We start from the raw sequence: 21,488 nt of genomic DNA, 5'->3' as shown, positions 1-21,488 counted from the left end.
TGAAGAATTAATCTTCAGATTTCTCTTGTGGACGATCACCTTGAGGACGATCACCACTGTGGTGGCTCACTGGACGAGCCGGAACAACGGTAGAGATTGCGTGCTTGTACACCATTTGATTTACAGTGTTTTTCAGCAGGATCACGAATTGATCGAAAGATTCGATCTGACCTTGTAGTTTAATACCGTTCACAAGGTAGATAGATACCGGGATACGCTCACGACGTAGCGCATTTAGGAATGGGTCTTGTAGAGATTGCCCCTTAGCCATTTTATTTTCCTTATTTAATTTGTAGTTGTAATTATTTAGCTAGTGGTGCAATGCAAAAGGTACTGCTTTTTGCATCTGAGCTAAACGAATCAAAATGCACCCTAAGTAATTAGCAGCATAGTATAAAAACCGCCAATAACAGATCCTTTGAGAGTGCGATCACGCAAAAACGATCACATTATACACAGCTATCTCAATCAGATGCTATTGCTTCTGACATGGTTTCGAGTGCTTGTTCAATGTTGTCGCTATCCAACCAAGTTAAATCATTCCAGCTGCGTAACCAGGTGATTTGACGCTTGGCCAATTGACGAGTTGCACATACGCCACGAAAAACAGCTTCATCACGAGTGCACTCCCCGTCTAAATACTCCCACATCTGTCTGTAACCAACACAACGTATTGATGGAAGATCAGGGTGAAGATCGTCACGCGCATACAACGCTTTCATTTCTTCTTCAAAACCTGCTTCCATCATCTTCTCGAAGCGCAGCTCAATTCGACGGTGAAGTTCTGCCCTGTCCATGGGAGCTATTGCAAACTGTTTGACTCGATAAGGTAAGCTATCACCTTTAGTTTGAGTCAACTCAGTAAGAGTTTTACCTGAAATACGGAAAACTTCCAACGCCCTCGATAAACGCTGAGGATCGTTTGGATGGATTCTCGCAGCTGATACAGGATCAATCTCTTTCAGCTCATCGTGCAACACTGACCAACCTTTAGTCAATGCTTCTTGCTCAATTTGCTGACGAATTTCAGGATTTGCAGCAGGAAGAGGTGATAGGCCTTCAAGTAATGCTTTGTAATACAGCATGGTACCGCCGACTAAGAGCGGAATTTTCCCTTCTGCAACAATGTCATCCATTGCTTGTAGGGCATCACGACGAAAGTCTGCCGCTGAGTAAGATTCACTAGGATCTAAGATATCAATAAGACGATGCGGTGCTAGGCTCAGTTCGCGTTCATCAGGTTTAGCCGTACCAATATTCATGTCCTTGTAGATCAATGCGGAATCGACGCTAATGATCTCAACCGGATATTTTTGGCGTAGGCGAATGGCGAGCTCTGTTTTACCTGATGCAGTTGGTCCCATCAAAAAGAGGGCCAAAGGTAGTTTGTCTGTCATGGCTTTAATTTGGCAATCGAGGCAGAGAAATCAACAGCAGACACAAAATGGGTGTCTTCCAATGGCAATTGACCATGTCTTAGCTGTTCAAGTTCCGCAATAATTTGAATGGCTTCAGAGAAAGTATAGTGGCTCTTAACCGTTGTGACTTGCAACGCAAGCCAATCAATCAGCTCAGATAACAGCGACGCCGTTGCCATCTCTCCCGTCAAGCGAGTTTGCGCGTAAGATAACAGATCTGGTATCAGATTTTGTAAGTTTTGTTGGCGCAACGGGGCCGGTACTCCCATGACCATCAACGCTTTATCATTTCGTGATTTTAGCTGGATACCAAGCTGAGCAAAATCTTGCTGATAATCTTGTGCTAATTGAACCAAGCTCGATTCCAACTTGATCGATAATGGTACCAGTAACGGTTGAGCTTTTAACGCTCCGTCACTTGGTGTGAGCTGACCTTTGGTCCGATAAAACTCCGCTCTTGGCAACGCGACCAAAGCTGCGCCACTGTCGCTGCTCATCAACACATACTGTTCGTCCACCACGGCTAAAGCTTTGCTAAGTGCCGTAACGGGAGAGAGTTCTGTCTCTGTTGATACGCTTACCGCCTCTCCGATCGTTTCAGTTTGAGGCTCAAAGTCTGGCGTTTGAAGCAATTCATGATAAGCACGCACTTCTTGTTTACTTGGCGCAGGCTCTGCATGACGTTGCTCTCTGTTAGAACTTGGTTTAGGTGCAGGTTTTGATTCAACCCAATCTGTTCGTCTGAAAGAATCCGCCGGACGTGCTTCTCGCACAGAAGAATCACTTGGTGCCCTATCGCGAGGTTTCGCTTCATAGTCTGAACGCCCCGGATAAGCTGGAGTGTTATCAATCGCTTGATAGACATGCTCTGGCACAGGAGAATTCACAGGCTCTGGTGCACTGACTGGTTCTTGATTTTCCGTGCTTGCCTCAAAAAATTCAACAGGGTCGGCATGGTGGAACGCGGATTCGTTGACGTGAGGTTTATCAATCACCGAGCTTTGCGCAAGCGCGTCTGCCAAAGCTTGATAGATAAAGTCATGCACTAAGCGGGCTTGATGGAAACGCACTTCATGCTTGGCTGGATGCACGTTAACATCCACTTGGTGCGGGTCCAGTTCAATAAACAACACATACGCAGCAAACTGATCTGGCTTAAGGCTGGTTTCATAGCTTTGGCGAATCGCATGATTGATCAACTTGTCACGCATCATTCGCCCATTCACATAACAGTACTGCAAATCGCTTTGCTGTCTTGCTCCCTCCGGTGTCGTGATCCAGCCGTGAAGCTTCAACCCTTGATGCTCCAGTTCAATACGCAGCATATTACGCACAAAGGCGTTACCACATACCGCCGCGATACGCTTTTCAGTTTGCTGTTGGTTCTTTGCCGCGCGGTATTGACGGATCATTTTGCCGTTGTGGCGTACGTTGATGGTAACGTCAAAGCGGCTCAGTGCGATACGCTTCAAAAGCTCATCAATGTGTGCGAATTCCGTCTTTTCAGTTCTAAGGAACTTGCGACGTGCCGGCGTATTGAAAAATAGGTCTAATACTTCAACCGAGGTGCCTATCGGATGTGCAGTCGGTTGGAGCTTAACTTGCATATCTCGACCTTCAGAGTAAGCACTCCACGCTTGTTCTTGTGCTGCTGGGCGAGAAGTCATGGTAAGGCGCGAGACCGAGCTGATACTCGCTAACGCCTCACCACGGAAACCCAGACTCATGATGGCTTCAAGATCGTCCAATGTGTGGATCTTAGAGGTGGCATGACGACTGAGCGCCAGACCTAACTCATCTTTAACAATCCCTTTGCCGTTATCGCGCACGCGAATTAGCTTGGCGCCACCTTTTTCGATATCGATATCGATTCGAGTCGCGCCAGAGTCGAGACTGTTTTCTACCAGTTCTTTCACGACAGAAGCGGGTCTTTCAACCACTTCTCCTGCCGCGATTTGGTTTGCCAACCGAGCTGGCAAAATCTTAATGGTCATGATGAGTTATAAGCTCACTTATTTGTTTGGAATGATCAGTACCTGTCCTACGGCAAGCTCGTCAGAACGCAGGTTGTTTGCTTTACGAATGCTTGAGACGCTAACGCCATACTTCGATGCAATCTTACCTAGGTATTCACCACGAGCAACTTTGTGCTTGCGGATTGGCTTGTCTTTCACTGCGACAGTGATCTTCAGCTTCTGACCGACCCAAACCGTGTCTGATTTCAGATTATTTTCACGACGAATATCGGCAATCTTCACTTTGTAATGACTGGCGATCTTACCGAGGAACTCACCTGATTTAACCGTGTGTGTGATTGTCTCAGTTTCCACCGTATTAGGTTTATTTGGAATCGAGATAGAAACCGCACCAGAGCCCGGAATCTTCAACTTCTGACCGACCGCCAAACCACTAGATTTAAGTTTATTCGCACTCATGATGGCTTTGGTCGACGTTCCGTATTTTTGCGCAATCACAGATAAAGACTCACCTCGTTTTACCGTGTGAACAGCAGACTTCGATGAAGAAGAGAACACCGTACCTTCTGGTGGATTATCTTTTAAGTACTGAACAACGGCTTTAGTGATCGCACGCGCTAACTTGTCTTGGTGAGCACGTTGGAACAATAACTTCTCTTCCGTTGGGTTCGAGATAAAGCCGGTTTCAACCAGTACTGAAGGGATCTGTGGAGAGCGTAAAACCGCAAGACTGGTATTGATTGGTTTTGAGTTATGCAAACGAGCGACTTTGCCCATTTCCCCCAAAATACTCGTCGCCAACTTGTAACCTTCTTTCTGAGAATGGCTGAACTGAAGGTCTAACAAGGTCTGGTTAACATTGCGGTCATTGGTGTTACTGACAAACGCAGTACCAGAGCCACCTAGGATCTCAGACTGTTTCTCGTGGTTTTCAACCCAACGAGAAATTTCTGTGTTTGCTCGGCGTGTATTCAAAACGAAGACAGAGCCACCGCGTGGTTTTGGTGAAGTAAAGGCATCCGCGTGAATTGATATCAACAGATGAGCATCATTTTCACGTGCAATCGCAACACGACGGTTCAAGTTAACGAAGTAATCTCCGGTACGCGTCATGCGAGTTTTGATACCCGGAACGGCATTGAGTTGCGCCGACAGTTTACGAGAAATACTCAGTACCGCGTCTTTTTCGTATTTACGACGAGATGGGCCAATAGAGCCAGGATCTTCACCGCCATGACCAGGGTCGATCACAATCAAAATTTCTTGAGCGCGCTGTACCGTGCTCATGTCTTTGTTGGTCGTTGTTGGCTTATTTGGCTTAGCCGCTGGTGTCGCTGTCTTTTTGCCATGTGGCAGGTCAATGACGAGACGATGACCATATTGACCACCCGGCGTCGGGCTGAGCGTAAACAACTCGGCTTTAACACCTTTTTTCAACTCAAACACCAAACGGTAAGTGTTTTTATTAGGCGGAGAGCTTTTGCGCACTCGCTTCAACACTGGACTATCCGTCACAGTGACAGGCAACTTCGCTTGCATTGATGTGTTTTTGAGATCCACAACAAGGCGATCCGGCCCAGATAGAGAGAAATAGGAATAGTCAGCTTCCGCGCTTAAATCGATGACGACACGAGTCTCATCAGGTGAAGGCCATACTCGGAAACTTTTAACAACGTTAGCAAACGCTAAATTGGGGATGATAAGGAGAAGAGTGGCAACTAACGCTGCCACCGCTCTAAATTTTGAAAGACTCAACATAGCTCCAATTGACTGAGTAACTGCACACCATATTCATTATTCGCCGTTAATTCGGCTACACGCTGCTCGCCTTGGTAACGAATGTCCACATCAAGATCTGGCTGTGGCAGCAATCCTTGCCCTTTTTCTGGCCATTCAACTAAGCAAATCGCATCATCAGTGAAATAATCGCGAATCCCCATGAACTCAAGTTCTTCAGGATCCGCAAGACGATAAAGGTCAAAGTGATAAACTTGCCACTTATCCAACTGATAAGGTTCAACCAAAGTATAGGTTGGACTTTTTACATTGCCTTGATGACCAAGAGCACGGACAAAACCACGACTAAATGTTGTTTTACCCGCACCCAGATCCCCGTGTAGATAAATAGTGGTTTGTTGAGAACAAAGCTGAGCCAATGCGGTACCAAGTGCTACCGTTTCATGCTCATCTTTAAGATTAAATTGTTTCGTGCTCATTGATGTATCTCTAACTAATGATCGTTGACTATATAAAAATCAAAAGAACAGGAATAGTAAACTGTGTTGGTTTTGAGAGACAAGCTCTCAAATGTCATATATGCGAAAAAAGTAGTCAAAAAGACAAATCCTAATTCCCTGATTCTATTGAATGCATAAACAGATTTGGTCACATCAAAGTCAACAGTCGATGACTTTGTTTCAAAATCTATTTCTCGACTTTATGTCTAGACTTTCTGGTAGCACCAATGAGTAAGATCCGGTAAGATCCGCCCCCCTTTATCTCGGTGATAAAACATGAACTTCGAACAACTCGCTCAACAAATCAAAATTTGGGGTAAAGAGCTCGGCTTTCAGAAAGTCGGTATCTGCGATGTTGATCTTAGTGAACATGAGGCGGCTCTGCAAAAATGGCTTGATGCTGGCTATCACGGTTCAATGGATTGGATGGCTCGTCATGGCATGATGCGCGCAAGACCAGATGAACTTTTGCCGGGAACCGTACGCGTAATAAGCGTACGCATGAACTACCTACCTCCGGAAGCCCACTTCGCCTCCAACTTAGCTAACAAGAATCACGCATACATTAGTCGTTATGCGCTTGGACGCGATTATCACAAGCTAGTAAGAAAGCAACTGAATAAGCTTGGCAAGCTTATCGAACAAGAAGTAGGACAGTATGGCTACCGTCCATTTGTCGATTCTGCTCCTATCTTAGAAAGACCTCTTGCTCAGAAAGCGGGGCTAGGCTGGACAGGCAAACATTCACTTATCTTAGATAAAGACTGTGGATCTTGGTTCTTTCTTGGCGAATTGCTGATTGACCTGCCATTGCCAGTAGATGAACCAAGCGTCGATCAATGTGACAAATGTAAAGCATGCATTACTTCCTGCCCGACTCAAGCAATCGTTGAGGATAAGGTGGTGGATGCGCGTCGCTGTATCTCTTATCTCACGATCGAATTTGATGGTGTGATTCCTGAAGAGTTCCGTAAGCCAATAGGCAACCGCATTTATGGTTGCGATGACTGCCAATTAGTCTGCCCTTGGAATCGATACGCAGAACTAACGGAACAAGAAGACTTTCATCGCCGAGATAGCTTTGAAGAGCCTGATTTACTGACAATGTTTCATTGGGATGAAGCGACCTTCCTTAAACAAATGGAGGGATCGGCGATTCGTCGAATTGGTCATGTTCAATGGCTGCGTAATATTTCTGTCGCACTTGGCAATGCAGAATATAGTCAACAAATCATTGAAGCACTGGAAAACAGACGTGGCGAAAGTGAATTGCTTGATGAACATATCGAATGGGCATTGACGCAACAAATTAATCAGCTTCCGACCAATGAGTCCGACTCGGTAGAAACGAAGAAAAAGCGGTTAATCCGGATTGTCGAAAAAGGCCTACCAAGAGACGCATAAATGCGTAGCTCATATGCAAGAGATTGAAAACATTTTTTGCCCGATCAATTCATGACCTTGTTCTCAATTCTGTAATGTGGAAAAAAATAAGAGTATTGAGAGAAAATAGGTTATAGAAAAAAGTTAAACACAACCTAAAGAAATGATTAGGATCAAAAAAACACAAAGTAATGATCCAAATTTAACGCACCCGATCCGCAATAAAAGCACCTTTCCCCATACATAACAACAACTTAAGCATTTAATAAAAAGTTTAACCGCTGTCAGATTTGGAAAAGATCTTTCTTTACAACCTTTAAACCCCAAGCAGAAAACACTTTATCAACCAACTTATCCACAGAACGATATATGTGGATAACTCTGTTAATTAAAGATGTGAAAACGCCCCGAACACCAGAATATTCATTGGTCAGCCGTCTCGTCTCATGTTTAAAACACAAACGAAATCGTCCGACATCATTCGATGCGGATTAGAGTTTTATTTTTCAGGGATTGATGCTTCTCAGCATTATGAAAAGAGCGATGTGGCTGGCTGTAACCTCTATTGCAAATAGAGTTACATTCATCGATGGTTTGAGTTAGTGACTAAAACTATCGCTTGAAAATTGGTTGCGGGAGCCGGATTTGAACCGACGACCTTCGGGTTATGAGCCCGACGAGCTACCAAGCTGCTCCATCCCGCGTCCGTATATTATCGATTAATACGATAATAGAAACTGGAGCGACACACGAGGTTCGAACTCGTGACCTCAACCTTGGCAAGGTTGCGCTCTACCAACTGAGCTAGTGTCGCAATGTCACTGTTAAGCACAATGAGGGCTTATTCCACATTTCAAAAAGAAAGTGGAGCGACACACGAGGTTCGAACTCGTGACCTCAACCTTGGCAAGGTTGCGCTCTACCAACTGAGCTAGTGTCGCAATGTCATTGTTAAGCACAATGAGGGCTTATTCCACATTTCAGAAAGAAAGTGGAGCGACACACGAGGTTCGAACTCGTGACCTCAACCTTGGCAAGGTTGCGCTCTACCAACTGAGCTAGTGTCGCATCTCTTAACGGCCTGAATATCATTAAAAATGACCTTCAAACTGCTTTAGATTTGGTTGCGGGAGCCGGATTTGAACCGACGACCTTCGGGTTATGAGCCCGACGAGCTACCAAGCTGCTCCATCCCGCGTCCGTATTTCATCGTTAGGTACGATGAAGACCTTCAAACTGGAGCGACACACGAGGTTCGAACTCGTGACCTCAACCTTGGCAAGGTTGCGCTCTACCAACTGAGCTAGTGTCGCATCTCTTAACGGCCTGAATATCATTAAAAATGACCTTCAAACTGCTTTAGATTTGGTTGCGGGAGCCGGATTTGAACCGACGACCTTCGGGTTATGAGCCCGACGAGCTACCAGGCTGCTCCATCCCGCGTCCGTATTTCATCGTTAGGTACGATGAAGACCTTAAAATTGGAGCGACACACGAGGTTCGAACTCGTGACCTCAACCTTGGCAAGGTTGCGCTCTACCAACTGAGCTAGTGTCGCATCTCTTAACGGCCTGAATATCATTAAAAATGACCTTCAAACTGCTTTAGATTTGGTTGCGGGAGCCGGATTTGAACCGACGACCTTCGGGTTATGAGCCCGACGAGCTACCAAGCTGCTCCATCCCGCGTCCGTATTTCATCGTTAGGTACGATGAAGACCTTAAAATTGGAGCGACACACGAGGTTCGAACTCGTGACCTCAACCTTGGCAAGGTTGCGCTCTACCAACTGAGCTAGTGTCGCATCTCTTAACGGCCTGAATATCATTAAAAATGACCTTCAAACTGCTTTAGATTTGGTTGCGGGAGCCGGATTTGAACCGACGACCTTCGGGTTATGAGCCCGACGAGCTACCAGGCTGCTCCATCCCGCGTCCGTATTCCATCGTTAGGTACGATGAAGACCTTCAAATTGGAGCGACACACGAGGTTCGAACTCGTGACCTCAACCTTGGCAAGGTTGCGCTCTACCAACTGAGCTAGTGTCGCATCTCTTAACGGCCTGAATGTCATTAAAAATGACCTTCAAACTGCTTTAGATTTGGTTGCGGGAGCCGGATTTGAACCGACGACCTTCGGGTTATGAGCCCGACGAGCTACCAAGCTGCTCCATCCCGCGTCCGTATTTCACCGTTAGGTACGATGAAGACCTTCAAACTGGAGCGACACACGAGGTTCGAACTCGTGACCTCAACCTTGGCAAGGTTGCGCTCTACCAACTGAGCTAGTGTCGCATCAACAACGTTTCCGTCGTTCAGGGCTGCGAATTATAAGAGCATTTTTTTGTGATGCAAGTCCTTCGTTCAAAAAAACTTTATTTTTTTACTGACCGACGAAAAAGCAAGCAAAACGTTCACGAAATACAACAATTTGGATCGCAGCCTTAACAGTTAGATCTTAAAGATCGTTTCGCGGTAGTACTTTAGCTCAGCAATCGACTCACGGATGTCGTCTAACGCTAAGTGTGTACCTTGCTTAGAGAAGCCATTTAACACTTCAGGTTGCCAGCGACGAGTTAACTCTTTAAGCGTACTCACGTCTAGGTAACGATAATGGAAATATTCTTCGAGCTCTGGCATGTGTTTGTACAAGAAACGGCGATCTTGACCAATACTGTTACCACAAATTGGTGAGACACCCTTTGGAACCCATTTTTCTAGGAATTCGATGGTTTGTACAACAGCATCTTGCTCTGAAATATCACTATTACGGACGCGCTCAACCAAGCCGCTTGATGTGTGCGTATTGGTACACCAGTCATCCATCTTAGCCAGCTCTTCTTCTGGTTGATGAACAGCGAGTACCGGCCCTTCAGCCAAAATGTTCAGCTCGCTATCGGTAACGATAGAAGCAATTTCAATGATTTTATGCGTTTCAGGATCAAGGCCCGTCATCTCTAAATCAACCCAAATTAGGTTTTGATCGCTAAAGGACATGGTTACGCCGCCTATTTGTTTATCGATAAAAGAGGTACTATACCTGAAAATACTTGAAACACGATACTCACTCGCTTGAACCCTTTGTTGGTTCAATCACTTGAGCGAACTCACACTAAGTACAGAATTGTGGCAAAAAAGAAAAAGTTAACCAAAGGTCAGGTGCGACGCGTACGCAGCAACCAACAAAAGCGCCTAAAAAAGCAAGAAGACTCAATCCAATGGGATGAGCACATGCTTGGCGCAAGTAAGCAAGGCTTGGTCATTACTCGCTTCGGCCAACATGCTGACATCGAAGATCTTGAGACGGGTGAAGTTCAACGTTGCAACCTTCGTCGCGGCATTGAATCCCTAGTGTCGGGTGACCGCGTGTTGTGGCGTGAAGGTTTAGAATCTATGGCTGGTATTTCAGGTGTTGTAGAAGCAGTAGAACCTCGTACATCGGTACTTACTCGTCCAGATTACTACGATGGCTTAAAACCTGTGGCCGCAAATATTGATCAAATGATCATTGTGTCTTCGGTTCTACCGGAACTGTCATTGAACATTATTGACCGCTACTTGGTTGCTTCAGAGACACTTAACATTGCGCCATTGCTGGTTCTGAACAAAATCGACCTGTTGTCAGACGAAGAGCGTGCAACTTATGAAAGTTGGTTGGAAGAATACCAACGCATTGGTTACAAAGTTCTATTTGTGAGCAAGAAATCGGGCGAAGGCATTAATGAACTTGAAGCCTTGCTAGGCGACCGAATCAATATCTTCGTTGGCCAATCAGGTGTTGGTAAATCTAGCCTTGTGAATGCTCTTATGCCAGAGCTTGAGCAAGAAGTGGAAGAAGGCGAAGTCTCTGAGAACTCTGGGCTCGGTCAACATACAACGACCGCGGCACGTCTATACCATATTCCCACGGGCGGTGAACTCATTGACTCTCCTGGGGTTCGTGAATTTGGCCTTTGGCACTTAGAAGCGGAAGAGGTCACCAAAGCATTTGTTGAATTCCGCCCTTATCTTGGTGGCTGTAAGTTCCGTGACTGTAAGCACAACGACGATCCAGGCTGCATATTGCGTGAAGCTGTAGAGAAAGGTGATGTGAGCAAAGTTCGCTTTGAAAACTACCATCGCATCCTAGAAAGCATGGGCGAAAACAAAGCCAACCGTCAGTACTCACGCAGCAAGAAAGCGGATCTGTAACTGAGTTAAGACTGCAACTGTGTAAGAAAACATCACCTAATACTGACAAGCAGATGAAATTTCAGTAACATCACGCGCCCTAAAGCGAGAATCTAACAGAAGTATCGGAATTAAAGATGGACAAGATTAAAGTTGGACTGCAGTACTGGATCCCACAACATGGCCTAACGCGTCTAGTGGGTAAACTGGCTTCAGCTAAAGCTGGCGGTCTAACAACAGCAATCATTCGTTGGTTTATCAAACAATACAATGTGAACATGGATGAGGCGAAACACTCCGATCCAAAACACTTCAAAACGTTCAACGAGTTCTTTGTACGTGAGCTAAAAGAAGGCGCACGTCCAATCGCAGAAGGTGAAGCGGTGATCACTCACCCAGCGGATGCTTGTGTTAGCCAGTTTGGCCCAATTGAAGACGGCCAACTGATTCAAGCAAAAGGTCATAACTTCTCAGCTCAAGAACTGCTTGGCGGTGATGAGACACTAGCGGAAGAGTTCCAAGATGGTACTTTTGCAACGCTATACCTCTCACCTCGTGATTACCACCGTGTACACATGCCATGTGACGGCACGCTGCGTCAGATGATTTATGTACCTGGCGACCTGTTCTCGGTAAACCCACTAACGGCAGAAAACGTACCAAACCTATTCGCACGTAACGAGCGCGTAGTGTGTATCTTCGATACTGAGTTTGGTCCAATGGCACAAGTACTGGTTGGTGCAACCATCGTAGGCAGCATTGAGCAAGTATGGGCTGGCACTGTTACGCCACCACGCGGTAATACTGTTTACAAATGGGATTACCCTGCAGAAGGTAACAAAGCTGTTATCTTGAAAAAAGGTGAAGAAATGGGCCGCTTCAAGCTTGGCTCAACGGTTATCAACCTATTCGCTAAAGATGCCATCACATTCGATGAGAGCATGGAAAACGGTAAACCAACAGTAATGGGTACACCTTACGCGCACCAGCAGTAAGGCTTCCGTACAAAATGATTTTAAAGGCCTCCGCTCGCGGGGGCTTTTTATTGACGAAAAGCAAAACTCTGTTCGAAATTTAGTCTCACTTTTTCAAACTCATACTTGCCTCTAAGACCCTAAAAGCACAATCAATTATTCTGTGGTTAGGGATGATTATTTGAAGGGGCAACCAATGCCAAAGATGAGTGCGAATACACTGGTCAAGTTACTGGTGTGTTTTTTGATTCCGCTCGGTGTTTTAATGATGCCGATTGATGCTATACCAATAGACGATCTCACGTTAATTCAGCACCGTCTACTGGCGATTTTCCTTCTCGCTGCGCTGCTATGGGTTTTAGAGCCTGTCCCCGTTTTTGCCACTTCAATTCTTATCATCGCACTGGAATTGATCATGATATCGGATAAAGGCTTACACTTATTTCGTAACCCACCAGCGGGGCATGATTTGGGGGACTTGATCGCTTACACGGACATCTTCTCCGCTTTCTCTTCTCCTATCATCATCCTTTTCATGGGGGGCTTCGCACTCGCTATTGCTGCCTCTAAATACGAGCTTGATAACAACCTTGCTCGTGTACTGCTAAAGCCGTTTGGCACTCAGCCTAAGTTCATCATGTTGGGCTTAATGCTGATTACCGCCGTGTTCTCGATGTTCATGTCTAATACGGCGACCACTGTCATGATGCTCGCATTATTAGGTCCAATTGTAGCATCGGCACCGAAAGGCGATTTAGGCATTAAAGCCCTAGTATTGTGCATTCCAATTGCCGCGAATACTGGTGGTATTGCAACGCCAATCGGTACACCGCCCAACGCGATTGCCTTGCAATACTTAACCGGAGAAAACAGCATCGACTTCCTATCTTGGATGATTATGGGATTACCTTTCGTCTTGGTGCAACTAACGCTGGCCTGGTTCTTATTACAAAAGCTCTTCCCTTCTAGTGAACCAGAGATGAAGCTGCGTCTGGATGGAAAGTTCAAGAAGAGTTGGCGTGCGATCGTGGTTTACGTCACCTTCGCCATGACTATCCTGCTGTGGATGACGACTAAAGTGCATGGCATGAATACGTATGTGGTCGCCATTATTCCACTCGCGGTATTCACTTTAACGGGCATCATGGGCAAAGAAGAACTTAAGCTAATAAACTGGGATGTGCTGTGGTTGGTTGCCGGTGGTATCGCCATTGGTATTGCCCTAGACAAAACTGGCTTGGCAGAAGCGCTAGCTCACGCCATTGACTATGAGTCCCTTTCTCCATTCTCTGTCGTCATCGCACTATCGATTGTGTGTTGGTTAATGGCGAACTTTATGTCCAATACCGCGACAGCGAACTTACTGATGCCAATCGCAGCCGCCATTGGCGCCTCCATGCCAAGTCTTGTTGCTATCGGTGGTTTGCAAGGGCTATTAGTTGTGGTCGCTTTCTCTGCTTCACTCGGTATGATTTTGCCCGTCTCTACACCACCAAATTCTCTCGCCTACTCTACTGGTTTAATTGAGAGTAAAGACATGGCGAAAGTCGGTTTAATCATCGGGGTGATTGGGCTCTTTATCGTTTATGGTGCGGTACTTATTATCTTTTGATCATCACACTCTGCGGTAGTGCAATCTGCCGCAGAGTCCCCTGCTCTTTCCCCACAGGCCCAACAACATTCAAGTTAACTATTGTTTCACCACAATAAATTCATACCTATAAACAATATGCTGAATAAAAATCACACTATTTAGCTTAAGTTTATCGGCTATATGTCGATAAATTATCTGCAGCCTTTCATGTAACTTTCCGTGCTTGAATCGTCTCATACCCATTGGTGTCACCACTTGTGACGTTGATCTTTTTGTCTGTTTTATGAAGGTAAGGCAATGAGAAATACAATTAAGTTAAAAATCCAGATTGCGATTGCAGTCATTATCGCCATTGTTAGTGGCGTTCAAGCTTGGGTTTCTGTCAATCAATTGCGCGAAGAAACCACGTCTACTCTTAACCGAGAATTTCAAAATATTTCTCAATCAACCAACCGTTACATTAGTGACTGGCTCTCGATTCGTAGCGATATGATGCTGGCGAACGAAGCTATTATTGCAAGCTCTGACGATGCAGACCGAGAGATGCTACTTACCAAGCGTGCCGGTAAGTTCTTATCGGTTTATGCTGGATTTTCTGATGGTTCTATCGCGTATGGCGATAAAAGTGAATCATGGCCAGCCGATTACGACCCTCGAACTCGCCCTTGGTATCAAGATGCGATGAGTAAGTCAGGCCTAATTATTACAGAGCCATACCAAGACTTTGATGGCAGCATTGTTGTCAGCTTCGCTAAAGCATTCAACCAAAGCAATCGTGGTGTTCTTGCCGCAGACTTAGCAGTAACCGATATCATCAAAGAAGTACTGAATATCCAATTGGATAATGATGGCTTTGCATTTTTGGTGGATGGCAATAACAACTTAGTGGCTTACAAAGATGAGAAATTAAGTCAAAAACCACTGACTGAACTTAACCCTACATTAACGCACAGCGTGATGATGAATCTCGCAGGCGATGCAAAGTTAGATACCATTCAATGGCCAAATCAGAGTGATAAGCTAATTTACGTAGCCAACGTACCCAATACCGACTGGTCTTTAGGAATCGTGCAAGACAAGCAAATGGCGTTTGCTTCTGTCTCTGAGCAGGTAACATTCACCGCGATTGCCTCTATCGTGTTGTACTTGATTATTGCAGCGATCAGCACTTACATCATCACGCGCTTACTCCAACCACTTCAAACGCTCTCAGATGCCCTTTCTGAGCTATCGCAAGGAGAGGGAGACTTAACCCAACGCATCAAGATTGAACGCATGGATGAGATTGGCGAACTTGCAACGCATGTAAACCAATTCCTCGCACAAATGCAAACTATGCTAAAAGGCATCGTTGAAAACAGTGAGCAACTATCGGCGCAAGCGAATCAAGCGAATGAACTGTCAGCGATGGCGGCAGGTCGCGTTGAGCATCAGCAGAACGATGTTAACCAAATTGCCACAGCGATTCATGAGATGTCAGCAACCGCAGCAGAAGTCGCAAGCCATGCAGAATTGACTGCCAGCGCTTCACAAAACTCTGCATCCGCTTGTATGGATGGACAAAATGTTATCCAGAAGAACCGTGAAGCGATTGTCGAGTTAGCAGAACAAGTCAGTGATGCCGCCAACGTGATTTCTGAGTTGGAAGCGAATACGCAAAGCATCAACCAAATCCTATCGACCATCCAAGGCATTGCAGAGCAAACCAACTTGTTGGCACTCAATGCCGCAATTGAAGCCGCTCGTGCTGGTGAGCAAGGTCGCGGCTTTGCCGTGGTTGCTGATGAGGTACGTGTACTTAGCCAGCGCACTCATGGGTCAACGGAAGAAATCCGTACCATGATCGAAACACTGCAAAACAACACCAAACTTGCAGTCAATAGCATGCAAACCAGCACCAGTTTGGCGGATACCAGCGTGGATTATGCTCAGCAGGCGCACGATAGCCTAACCAGCATCACCAACTCCATCACTGAGATCAACGACATGGCGATGCAAATCGCAAGCGCTGCAGAAGAGCAACGCGCGGTAAGCGAAGACATCAGTCGCAACACGCAAGGCATCAAAGACGATGCGGACATGATTGCCGAACAATCACTTAAGAGCAGTGACGGCGCACGTCAGATGTACGATACCGCCAATACGATGCGTGAGAACATCAGTCGCTTTAAAGTGTAACGCGCCCTCAAAAGCAGCTCAACGAGCTGCTTTTTTATTAGCGATAAGATGCTCTTTTACATATCTATAAATTGATGCATATTAGAGCCTTACCCTGCTCTACAAGGATGTCTCGCAATCATGGGTTATGAATGGCTGGCGCTATGCGCTGCTTTCCTATGGGCTGTTTCTAGCTTAATTTCTGTTGTTCCCGCTCAGCATCTTGGTGCGTTTGCCTATAGCCGATGGCGTATGGGCTGTACCGCGGTAATCCTCTCCACGATGGCGTGGATAACGGGTGGTTGGTTGAGTGTCTCGGCGGAACACATTACGCCGATGATGGCGTCCGGTTTGATTGGTATCTTTATTGGCGATACCGCGTTGTTCGCTTGTTTGAACCGCATGGGGCCACGCCAAGCAGGTTTACTGTTTTCTTGTCATGCCGTCTTCTCTGCCATTTTAGGTTACTTCCTATTTAGCGAAAGCATGACTGGAACGGAGCTGATTGGTGCAGCCTTAGTTTTTAGCGGTGTCGTGATGGCGATTTTCTACGGCCGACGCGGGCAAGCTAGTAATACGCTAGAAGAAATCAAAGGTAATGTTTGGATAGGTGTCGGGCTCGGTTTAACTGCCGCTATGTGTCAGGCGCTTGGTGGTATCATTGCTAAACCAGTCATGCAAACGAGTGTCGATCCAGTCGCCGCTTCTGCGATTCGTATGATCAGTGCCTTTGTCGCACATTGCGCGCTTTGGTTAATTGGCGCGAAGGTAGCCCGTGCGACTCAAACTATCACCTGGAAAGTTTTTGGTATCACTGCATTAAACGGTTTCTTGGCCATGGCAGTAGGTATGACGTTGATTCTCTATGCCCTACGTGAGGGAAATGTCGGGATGGTGGCTCTGCTTTCTTCAACAACACCAATCATGTTGCTGCCGCTGTTGTGGGTTTACACCAAGAAACGTCCAAATCGCTTTGCCTGGTTTGGCGCGGCCTTAGCCGTGATTGGTACTGGTATCTTAGTACAATAGAGCAGGTTCAATTAGGGCCTGTTGAGCTTAGTAACTCACCGCCTTATCAAACACAGAATCGCAGACACAAAAAAGCCCGAGTCGAACTCGGGCATTTATCATTCTGAATCGACAGTTAATTACTTAACTAGGATTTGACCAGACATTTCTGCAGGAATTTCTAGACCCGCTAGAGAAAGCATGGTTGGTGCAAGGTCAGACAGTTTACCGCCTTCTTTGAACTCAACCGCTTTGTCACCTACGTAGATTAGAGGTACAGGTAGGTTAGTGTGTGCAGTGTGAATTCCGCCCGTTGTTGGGTCAATCATCATTTCCGCGTTACCGTGGTCCGCAGTGATCAGTAGCTGACCGCCAACTTCTTTGATTGCTTCAACCACTTTACCTACGCTTTCATCTAGTGCTTCGATAGCTTGCTCAGCCGCTTCGTAAACGCCAGTGTGACCAACCATATCTGCGTTAGGGTAGTTACAAATGATAGTGTCGAATTTGCCAGATTTGATCGCTGCAACCATTTTCTCAGTTAGCTCTGGAGAGCTCATCTCTGGTTGCATGTCGTAAGTTGCTACTTTTGGAGAAGCAACAAGTTGACGCTCTTCACCTTCAAATTCATTCTCAACACCACCGTTGAAGAAGAATGTAACGTGTGCGTATTTCTCTGTTTCAGAAATACGTAGCTGAGTTTGACCTTGCTTAGATAGCCACTCACCGTACGTGTTTTCTAGAGACGCAGGTGGGAAAGCAATAGCTAGCGGGATATCAGCTGCGTATTGAGTCAGCATCACGAAGTTGATCGCTGGGAACGCCGCACGCTCGAAGCCATCAAATGCAGGAACGAATGCACGAGTGATTTGACGTGCACGGTCAGCACGGTAGTTCATGAAGATAACAGCGTCGCCATCTTGCATGATTGCATCTTCTTGGCCTTCAGCTTTGATCGCTGTAGCTTTAACAAACTCGTCGTTTTCTTCACGAGCGTAAGCCGCTTCTAGACCAGCAACTGCTGTTTCTGCTGTGAACTCAGCTTTTGCTTGAGTCAGAAGATCGTATGCAACTTGAACGCGATCCCAGTTGTTGTCACGGTCCATTGCGTAGTAACGACCTACGAGAGAAGCAACACGGCCTTTACCTAGTTTCGCAAATAGGTCTTGGAAACGTTGTAGTGAGTTTTCAGCACTGCGTGGTGGCGTGTCACGGCCGTCTAGGAAGCAGTGTAGGTAAATTTTCTCAGCGCCACGAGCGGCTGCCATTTCAACTGCTGCGTAGATGTGATCTTCGTGAGAGTGAACACCACCTGGAGACATAAGGCCCATTAGGTGTACCGCTTTACCAGCTTCAACTGCAGAATCGATAGCTTCAATTAGCGCAGCTGTCTCAGCAAACTCACCATCAGCGATAGACTTAGTGATACGAGTTAGATCTTGGTATACAACGCGACCTGCACCGATGTTGGTGTGACCAACTTCTGAGTTACCCATTTGACCATCAGGAAGACCAACGTCCATACCTGAAGCAGAGATTAGAGTGTTAGGGTTATTCGCAATCAGTGCATCCATTACTGGTGTTTTAGCATTTGCAATTGCGTTACTTGCTGTGTCTTCACGGTAACCGTAACCGTCAAGGATAACTAGAGCCAATGGCTTCTTAGCAGACATAGTGATGACCTCATCAAATTTAAGTAACTTTCGGCGTAGAGCTTCATTGCTCCATCTAACCTTGAAACAAAACTAGCGTAATTTTACTACACTTTTTAACCAAAACTGTAGGTTAAGATCAAATAATGTTTGCGATTTATTGTTGCTATCTTACAAGTTAGCAAGCAATCCGACCTAGTCAGCAAACGTGTTTCACAAGCATAGTCACTTTCAAGATGCTTTGTACAACCACCGAAATACTTTGGTGAAAAACTTTTTGTTGATAACTATTTTGCGCTTTTCAATGTAGAAGTGAAGTCAATTACACCAATTAGATTGATAGGAAGAAGTGATACTAAGATTGCACGAATAGCACATCAGAAAAGGCTTGAGGCAAGCGCGTAGATCTCAATTATTCGTTAGAAAATTTTAACCCTCTCGCCTAAGGCGACTAACCCCGCTATACTCCTGCTTTATTTTTCCGCCAACATTGCAAGAGCTCAAGACATGCAAGAGTACATTGATTTTTTCCAACAGAACATGATTCTATCTTTGGTTTGGGTAGGTCTTCTTGTCGCATTCATCATGAACATCGTGAAGTCAGCGACAGCCGCATACAAAGAGATTAACGTAAACCAACTGACTCACCTAATGAACCGTGAAAACGGCGTTGTGGTCGATATCCGCTCTAAAGATGAGTTCAAACAAGGCCATATCACCGACGCACTTCACATTTTACCGTCAGATATCAAAGCTGGTAACTTTGGTAGCCTTGAAAACCGTAAATCAGACCCAATCATTGTGGTATGCAAGACAGGCCAAACTGCTCAAGAAAGTGCAAACCTACTAGCTAAAGCAGGCTTCGAAAACGTAAGCCTACTGAAAAATGGCTTGATTGCATGGAGCGAAGCGAACCTACCGCTAGTACGTGGTAAAAAATAAGGTTCGCGGTAAAAATCCAATTTTGCCAAGCCTCGTTTATATAAACTGAGCAAATAGAAAGCAGTTGAAGCACTAAGTTGTGACGCTTTGCACGTAATACGCGCTTCATCTAGTCAATGTAGATTTGCTCAGTTAGTCTCAGGACAAACCATATTTCTGGGTTTAGATCGTTCTAGGCTCAACAAATGTTTATTAAGGATTTAAAAATGGCTGAAGCAGCACCACAAGACGCACAACAAAACTTCGCAATTCAACGCATCTTCCTAAAAGACGTTTCTTTTGAAGCGCCTAACTCTCCAGTAATGTTCCAAAAAGAGTGGAACCCAGACGTTAAACTAGACCTAGACACTCAAAGCCGTGAGCTTGGTGAAGGCGTTTACGAAGTAGTTCTACGTCTAACAGTTACTGTAAAGAACGAAGAAGAAACAGCGTTCCTATGTGAAGTTCAACAAGGTGGTATCTTCACAGCTGAGCAAATGGAAGCAGGCCAACTAGCACATTGCCTAGGCGCATTCTGCCCGAACATCCTATTCCCTTACGCTCGTGAAACTATCTCAAGCCTAGTGGTTAAAGGTACGTTCCCTCAACTGAACCTAGCGCCAGTTAACTTCGACGCGCTGTTCATGAACTACCTACAACAGCAAGCTCAACAAGGCGAAGCTGAAGCGTAATTCACGTTTTGTAAGTGACGTGTCATAGTAGATTCTAATTCGACACGGCATATACCTTAAGAAAATGCACAACGCGTCTAACCAGTGATGCAATGTGCATTTTTTATTTCTGAAAGATCCTAGTTCCTAGCCGCTAGAGAGCGTAAAATCTGGCGATTATGAACTAGATTCTATTAGTAGAAAGACAATTAGGCGGTAGCATGACACAAGCAAATACCAACAATGCTTACGGTAAAGACATCGCAATGACGGTGATTGGCGCAGGTTCATACGGCACTTCTTTGGCGATTTCCCTTGCTCGCAACGGTGCGAACGTGGTTCTTTGGGGTCATGAGCCAGCACACATGACTCGCCTTGAGGCAGATCGCGCCAACCATGAATTCTTACCTGGTATTGATTTCCCTGAAAGCTTGATTATTGAATCGGATTTAGAAAAAGCCGTTCAAGCAAGCCGTGACTTGTTAGTCGTCGTTCCTAGCCATGTCTTTGGCATCGTACTGAATAGCTGCAAGCCTTTCCTACGTGAAGATTCTCGTATTTGCTGGGCAACCAAAGGCCTAGAACCAGAAACAGGTCGTCTACTTAAAGAAGTGGCTTTCGACATTATTGGTGAGAGTTACTCTCTCGCGGTACTTTCAGGTCCTACTTTCGCAAAAGAACTTGCGATGGGCATGCCAACAGCCATCTCTGTTGCCTCTCCAGACTCAGATTTCGTTGCTGATCTGCAAGAAAAAATCCATTGCAGTAAAACTTTCCGTGTTTACGCAAACAACGACTTCATCGGCATGCAACTTGGCGGCGCCGTGAAAAACGTTATCGCCATTGGTGCAGGTATGTCTGACGGCATTGGTTTTGGTGCGAACGCACGTACGGCACTCATCACACGTGGCCTTGCGGAAATGAGCCGCCTTGGCGCTGCACTGGGCGCACAACCAGAGACCTTTATGGGCATGGCTGGTTTGGGTGATCTTGTATTGACTTGTACCGATAACCAATCACGTAACCGCCGTTTTGGTTTGGCACTAGGTAAAGGTAAAGATGTCGACACCGCTCAAGAAGAGATCGGCCAAGTGGTGGAAGGCTACCGTAACACGAAGGAAGTGTGGATGCTTTCTCAACGCATGGACGTTGAAATGCCAATTGTTGACCAAATTTATCAAGTATTGTATCAAGGGAAGGATGCACGCCTGGCAGCGCAAGATTTACTTGCTCGTGACAAAAAAGCCGAAGGAAAGTAGCACTCTACGCCCCTTTGCACCTCATCTGAGAAGAATAGAAGTTGTCGGGTCACGGAAGAACCACTCAGGA

16 protein-coding genes and 14 tRNA genes are annotated in these 21,488 nt (G+C 45.8%); 9 read left to right on the top strand and 21 right to left on the bottom strand.

Annotation, left to right across the window (positions count from 1 at the left end; genetic code table 11):
• Nucleotides 1-7: 7 nt before the first annotated feature.
• The 5 genes from hfq to tsaE form a co-directional block, all read right to left on the bottom strand.
• The gene (gene hfq, locus ITG12_RS12440; RefSeq protein WP_005438329.1) at nucleotides 8-271 is read right to left on the bottom strand and encodes an RNA chaperone Hfq; all 264 of its coding nucleotides are present in this window, start codon (nucleotides 269-271) and stop codon (nucleotides 8-10) included.
• A gap of 193 nt (nucleotides 272-464) precedes the next feature.
• On the bottom strand, nucleotides 465-1,397 hold the full coding sequence (gene miaA, locus ITG12_RS12435) for a tRNA (adenosine(37)-N6)-dimethylallyltransferase MiaA (RefSeq protein ID WP_038872037.1): 933 nt from the start codon (nucleotides 1,395-1,397) through the stop codon (nucleotides 465-467).
• Nucleotides 1,394-3,412 carry a DNA mismatch repair endonuclease MutL gene (gene mutL / locus ITG12_RS12430; protein ID WP_038877259.1) on the bottom strand — a complete coding sequence of 673 codons (2,019 nt, stop codon included), beginning with the start codon at nucleotides 3,410-3,412 and terminating at the stop codon, nucleotides 1,394-1,396. The genes miaA and mutL overlap by 4 nt, the downstream gene beginning before the upstream one ends.
• Before the next feature lie 18 nt (nucleotides 3,413-3,430).
• Nucleotides 3,431-5,152, bottom strand: coding sequence for a LysM peptidoglycan-binding domain-containing protein (locus tag ITG12_RS12425; RefSeq protein ID WP_038877258.1), 1,722 nt, complete (start codon nucleotides 5,150-5,152; stop codon nucleotides 3,431-3,433).
• Nucleotides 5,146-5,610 (bottom strand): tRNA (adenosine(37)-N6)-threonylcarbamoyltransferase complex ATPase subunit type 1 TsaE, encoded by a 465-nt coding sequence (gene tsaE, locus ITG12_RS12420; RefSeq protein ID WP_038872042.1) that lies wholly within the window; start codon nucleotides 5,608-5,610, stop codon nucleotides 5,146-5,148. Before tsaE ends, ITG12_RS12425 begins: the two co-directional genes overlap by 7 nt.
• A gap of 297 nt (nucleotides 5,611-5,907) precedes the next feature.
• Here tsaE and queG point away from each other — a divergent pair, with 297 nt between their 5' ends.
• A complete protein-coding gene (queG, locus tag ITG12_RS12415) occupies nucleotides 5,908-7,035 on the top strand; it encodes a tRNA epoxyqueuosine(34) reductase QueG (RefSeq protein WP_038872045.1) in 1,128 nt (375 codons plus the stop codon).
• Between the two features lie 606 nt (nucleotides 7,036-7,641).
• Here queG and ITG12_RS12410 read toward each other — a convergent pair.
• The 15 genes from ITG12_RS12410 to orn all read right to left on the bottom strand — a co-directional run bounded on the left by ITG12_RS12410 (nucleotide 7,642) and on the right by orn (nucleotide 10,009).
• A tRNA-Met gene (locus ITG12_RS12410) sits at nucleotides 7,642-7,718 on the bottom strand.
• A gap of 34 nt (nucleotides 7,719-7,752) precedes the next feature.
• Nucleotides 7,753-7,828, bottom strand: a tRNA-Gly gene (locus tag ITG12_RS12405).
• Nucleotides 7,829-7,879: 51 nt separating this feature from the next.
• Nucleotides 7,880-7,955, bottom strand: a tRNA-Gly gene (locus tag ITG12_RS12400).
• 51 nt (nucleotides 7,956-8,006) lie between these two features.
• Nucleotides 8,007-8,082 (bottom strand) — tRNA-Gly (locus ITG12_RS12395).
• Nucleotides 8,083-8,135: 53 nt separating this feature from the next.
• Nucleotides 8,136-8,212, bottom strand: a tRNA-Met gene (locus ITG12_RS12390).
• Nucleotides 8,213-8,251: 39 nt separating this feature from the next.
• A tRNA-Gly gene (locus ITG12_RS12385) sits at nucleotides 8,252-8,327 on the bottom strand.
• Between the two features lie 53 nt (nucleotides 8,328-8,380).
• Nucleotides 8,381-8,457: transfer RNA gene (locus ITG12_RS12380), tRNA-Met, on the bottom strand.
• A 39-nt stretch (nucleotides 8,458-8,496) separates the two neighbouring features.
• Nucleotides 8,497-8,572 (bottom strand) — tRNA-Gly (locus tag ITG12_RS12375).
• A 53-nt stretch (nucleotides 8,573-8,625) separates the two neighbouring features.
• Nucleotides 8,626-8,702: transfer RNA gene (locus ITG12_RS12370), tRNA-Met, on the bottom strand.
• A 39-nt stretch (nucleotides 8,703-8,741) separates the two neighbouring features.
• A tRNA-Gly gene (locus ITG12_RS12365) sits at nucleotides 8,742-8,817 on the bottom strand.
• A 53-nt stretch (nucleotides 8,818-8,870) separates the two neighbouring features.
• Nucleotides 8,871-8,947, bottom strand: a tRNA-Met gene (locus ITG12_RS12360).
• Between the two features lie 39 nt (nucleotides 8,948-8,986).
• Nucleotides 8,987-9,062: transfer RNA gene (locus ITG12_RS12355), tRNA-Gly, on the bottom strand.
• Nucleotides 9,063-9,115: 53 nt separating this feature from the next.
• Nucleotides 9,116-9,192: transfer RNA gene (locus ITG12_RS12350), tRNA-Met, on the bottom strand.
• Between the two features lie 39 nt (nucleotides 9,193-9,231).
• Nucleotides 9,232-9,307: transfer RNA gene (locus ITG12_RS12345), tRNA-Gly, on the bottom strand.
• A 156-nt stretch (nucleotides 9,308-9,463) separates the two neighbouring features.
• The gene (orn, locus tag ITG12_RS12340) at nucleotides 9,464-10,009 is read right to left on the bottom strand and encodes an oligoribonuclease (protein WP_038874099.1); all 546 of its coding nucleotides are present in this window, start codon (nucleotides 10,007-10,009) and stop codon (nucleotides 9,464-9,466) included.
• Between the two features lie 129 nt (nucleotides 10,010-10,138).
• Here orn and rsgA point away from each other — a divergent pair, with 129 nt between their 5' ends.
• The 5 genes from rsgA to ITG12_RS12315 all read left to right on the top strand — a co-directional run bounded on the left by rsgA (nucleotide 10,139) and on the right by ITG12_RS12315 (nucleotide 16,936).
• Nucleotides 10,139-11,203, top strand: coding sequence for a small ribosomal subunit biogenesis GTPase RsgA (gene rsgA, locus ITG12_RS12335; protein ID WP_038874102.1), 1,065 nt, complete (start codon nucleotides 10,139-10,141; stop codon nucleotides 11,201-11,203).
• 116 nt (nucleotides 11,204-11,319) lie between these two features.
• Entirely contained in the window at nucleotides 11,320-12,177 is an 858-nt protein-coding gene (gene asd / locus ITG12_RS12330) for an archaetidylserine decarboxylase (protein ID WP_045464965.1), read from the top strand.
• 175 nt (nucleotides 12,178-12,352) lie between these two features.
• A complete protein-coding gene (locus tag ITG12_RS12325) occupies nucleotides 12,353-13,768 on the top strand; it encodes an SLC13 family permease (protein ID WP_105068823.1) in 1,416 nt (471 codons plus the stop codon).
• A gap of 279 nt (nucleotides 13,769-14,047) precedes the next feature.
• A complete protein-coding gene (locus ITG12_RS12320; protein WP_248873109.1) occupies nucleotides 14,048-15,928 on the top strand; it encodes a methyl-accepting chemotaxis protein in 1,881 nt (626 codons plus the stop codon).
• 120 nt (nucleotides 15,929-16,048) lie between these two features.
• Nucleotides 16,049-16,936: a DMT family transporter gene (locus ITG12_RS12315; RefSeq protein ID WP_042604429.1), complete on the top strand. Its 888-nt coding sequence runs from the start codon at nucleotides 16,049-16,051 to the stop codon at nucleotides 16,934-16,936.
• A gap of 119 nt (nucleotides 16,937-17,055) precedes the next feature.
• Here ITG12_RS12315 and gpmM read toward each other — a convergent pair whose 3' ends face one another.
• Nucleotides 17,056-18,588 carry a 2,3-bisphosphoglycerate-independent phosphoglycerate mutase gene (gene gpmM / locus ITG12_RS12310; protein ID WP_248873108.1) on the bottom strand — a complete coding sequence of 511 codons (1,533 nt, stop codon included), beginning with the start codon at nucleotides 18,586-18,588 and terminating at the stop codon, nucleotides 17,056-17,058.
• A 486-nt stretch (nucleotides 18,589-19,074) separates the two neighbouring features.
• On the opposite strand from gpmM, the gene ITG12_RS12305 reads away from it, so the two are divergent.
• The 3 genes from ITG12_RS12305 to gpsA all read left to right on the top strand — a co-directional run bounded on the left by ITG12_RS12305 (nucleotide 19,075) and on the right by gpsA (nucleotide 21,418).
• Entirely contained in the window at nucleotides 19,075-19,509 is a 435-nt protein-coding gene (locus ITG12_RS12305; protein ID WP_038871024.1) for a rhodanese-like domain-containing protein, read from the top strand.
• Nucleotides 19,510-19,715: 206 nt separating this feature from the next.
• Nucleotides 19,716-20,180 carry a protein-export chaperone SecB gene (secB, locus tag ITG12_RS12300; RefSeq protein WP_005530940.1) on the top strand — a complete coding sequence of 155 codons (465 nt, stop codon included), beginning with the start codon at nucleotides 19,716-19,718 and terminating at the stop codon, nucleotides 20,178-20,180.
• A 200-nt stretch (nucleotides 20,181-20,380) separates the two neighbouring features.
• The gene (gene gpsA, locus ITG12_RS12295) at nucleotides 20,381-21,418 is read left to right on the top strand and encodes an NAD(P)H-dependent glycerol-3-phosphate dehydrogenase (RefSeq protein WP_038871023.1); all 1,038 of its coding nucleotides are present in this window, start codon (nucleotides 20,381-20,383) and stop codon (nucleotides 21,416-21,418) included.
• The last annotated feature ends 70 nt before the right edge of the window (nucleotides 21,419-21,488 follow it).

The organism is Vibrio sp. ED002, from assembly GCF_023277445.1.
In the GTDB taxonomy this organism is placed as follows: domain Bacteria; phylum Pseudomonadota; class Gammaproteobacteria; order Enterobacterales; family Vibrionaceae; genus Vibrio; species Vibrio jasicida.
The sequence above is the reverse complement of the archived record's forward strand: the minus strand, read 5'-3'. Positions and strand labels throughout refer to the sequence as shown.

Bases quoted from the DNA above. Each gene is read 5' to 3' on its own strand.
- hfq (WP_005438329.1), bottom strand. From the start codon at position 271: ATGGCTAAGGGGCAATCTCTACAAGACCCATTCCTAAATGCGCTACGT.
- miaA (WP_038872037.1), bottom strand. From the start codon at position 1,397: ATGACAGACAAACTACCTTTGGCCCTCTTTTTGATGGGACCAACTGCA.
- mutL (WP_038877259.1), bottom strand. From the start codon at position 3,412: ATGACCATTAAGATTTTGCCAGCTCGGTTGGCAAACCAAATCGCGGCA.
- ITG12_RS12425 (WP_038877258.1), bottom strand. From the start codon at position 5,152: ATGTTGAGTCTTTCAAAATTTAGAGCGGTGGCAGCGTTAGTTGCCACT.
- tsaE (WP_038872042.1), bottom strand. From the start codon at position 5,610: ATGAGCACGAAACAATTTAATCTTAAAGATGAGCATGAAACGGTAGCA.
- queG (WP_038872045.1), top strand. From the start codon at position 5,908: ATGAACTTCGAACAACTCGCTCAACAAATCAAAATTTGGGGTAAAGAG.
- orn (WP_038874099.1), bottom strand. From the start codon at position 10,009: ATGTCCTTTAGCGATCAAAACCTAATTTGGGTTGATTTAGAGATGACG.
- asd (WP_045464965.1), top strand. From the start codon at position 11,320: ATGGACAAGATTAAAGTTGGACTGCAGTACTGGATCCCACAACATGGC.
- ITG12_RS12325 (WP_105068823.1), top strand. From the start codon at position 12,353: ATGCCAAAGATGAGTGCGAATACACTGGTCAAGTTACTGGTGTGTTTT.
- ITG12_RS12320 (WP_248873109.1), top strand. From the start codon at position 14,048: ATGAGAAATACAATTAAGTTAAAAATCCAGATTGCGATTGCAGTCATT.
- ITG12_RS12315 (WP_042604429.1), top strand. From the start codon at position 16,049: ATGGGTTATGAATGGCTGGCGCTATGCGCTGCTTTCCTATGGGCTGTT.
- gpmM (WP_248873108.1), bottom strand. From the start codon at position 18,588: ATGTCTGCTAAGAAGCCATTGGCTCTAGTTATCCTTGACGGTTACGGT.
- ITG12_RS12305 (WP_038871024.1), top strand. From the start codon at position 19,075: ATGCAAGAGTACATTGATTTTTTCCAACAGAACATGATTCTATCTTTG.
- secB (WP_005530940.1), top strand. From the start codon at position 19,716: ATGGCTGAAGCAGCACCACAAGACGCACAACAAAACTTCGCAATTCAA.
- gpsA (WP_038871023.1), top strand. From the start codon at position 20,381: ATGACACAAGCAAATACCAACAATGCTTACGGTAAAGACATCGCAATG.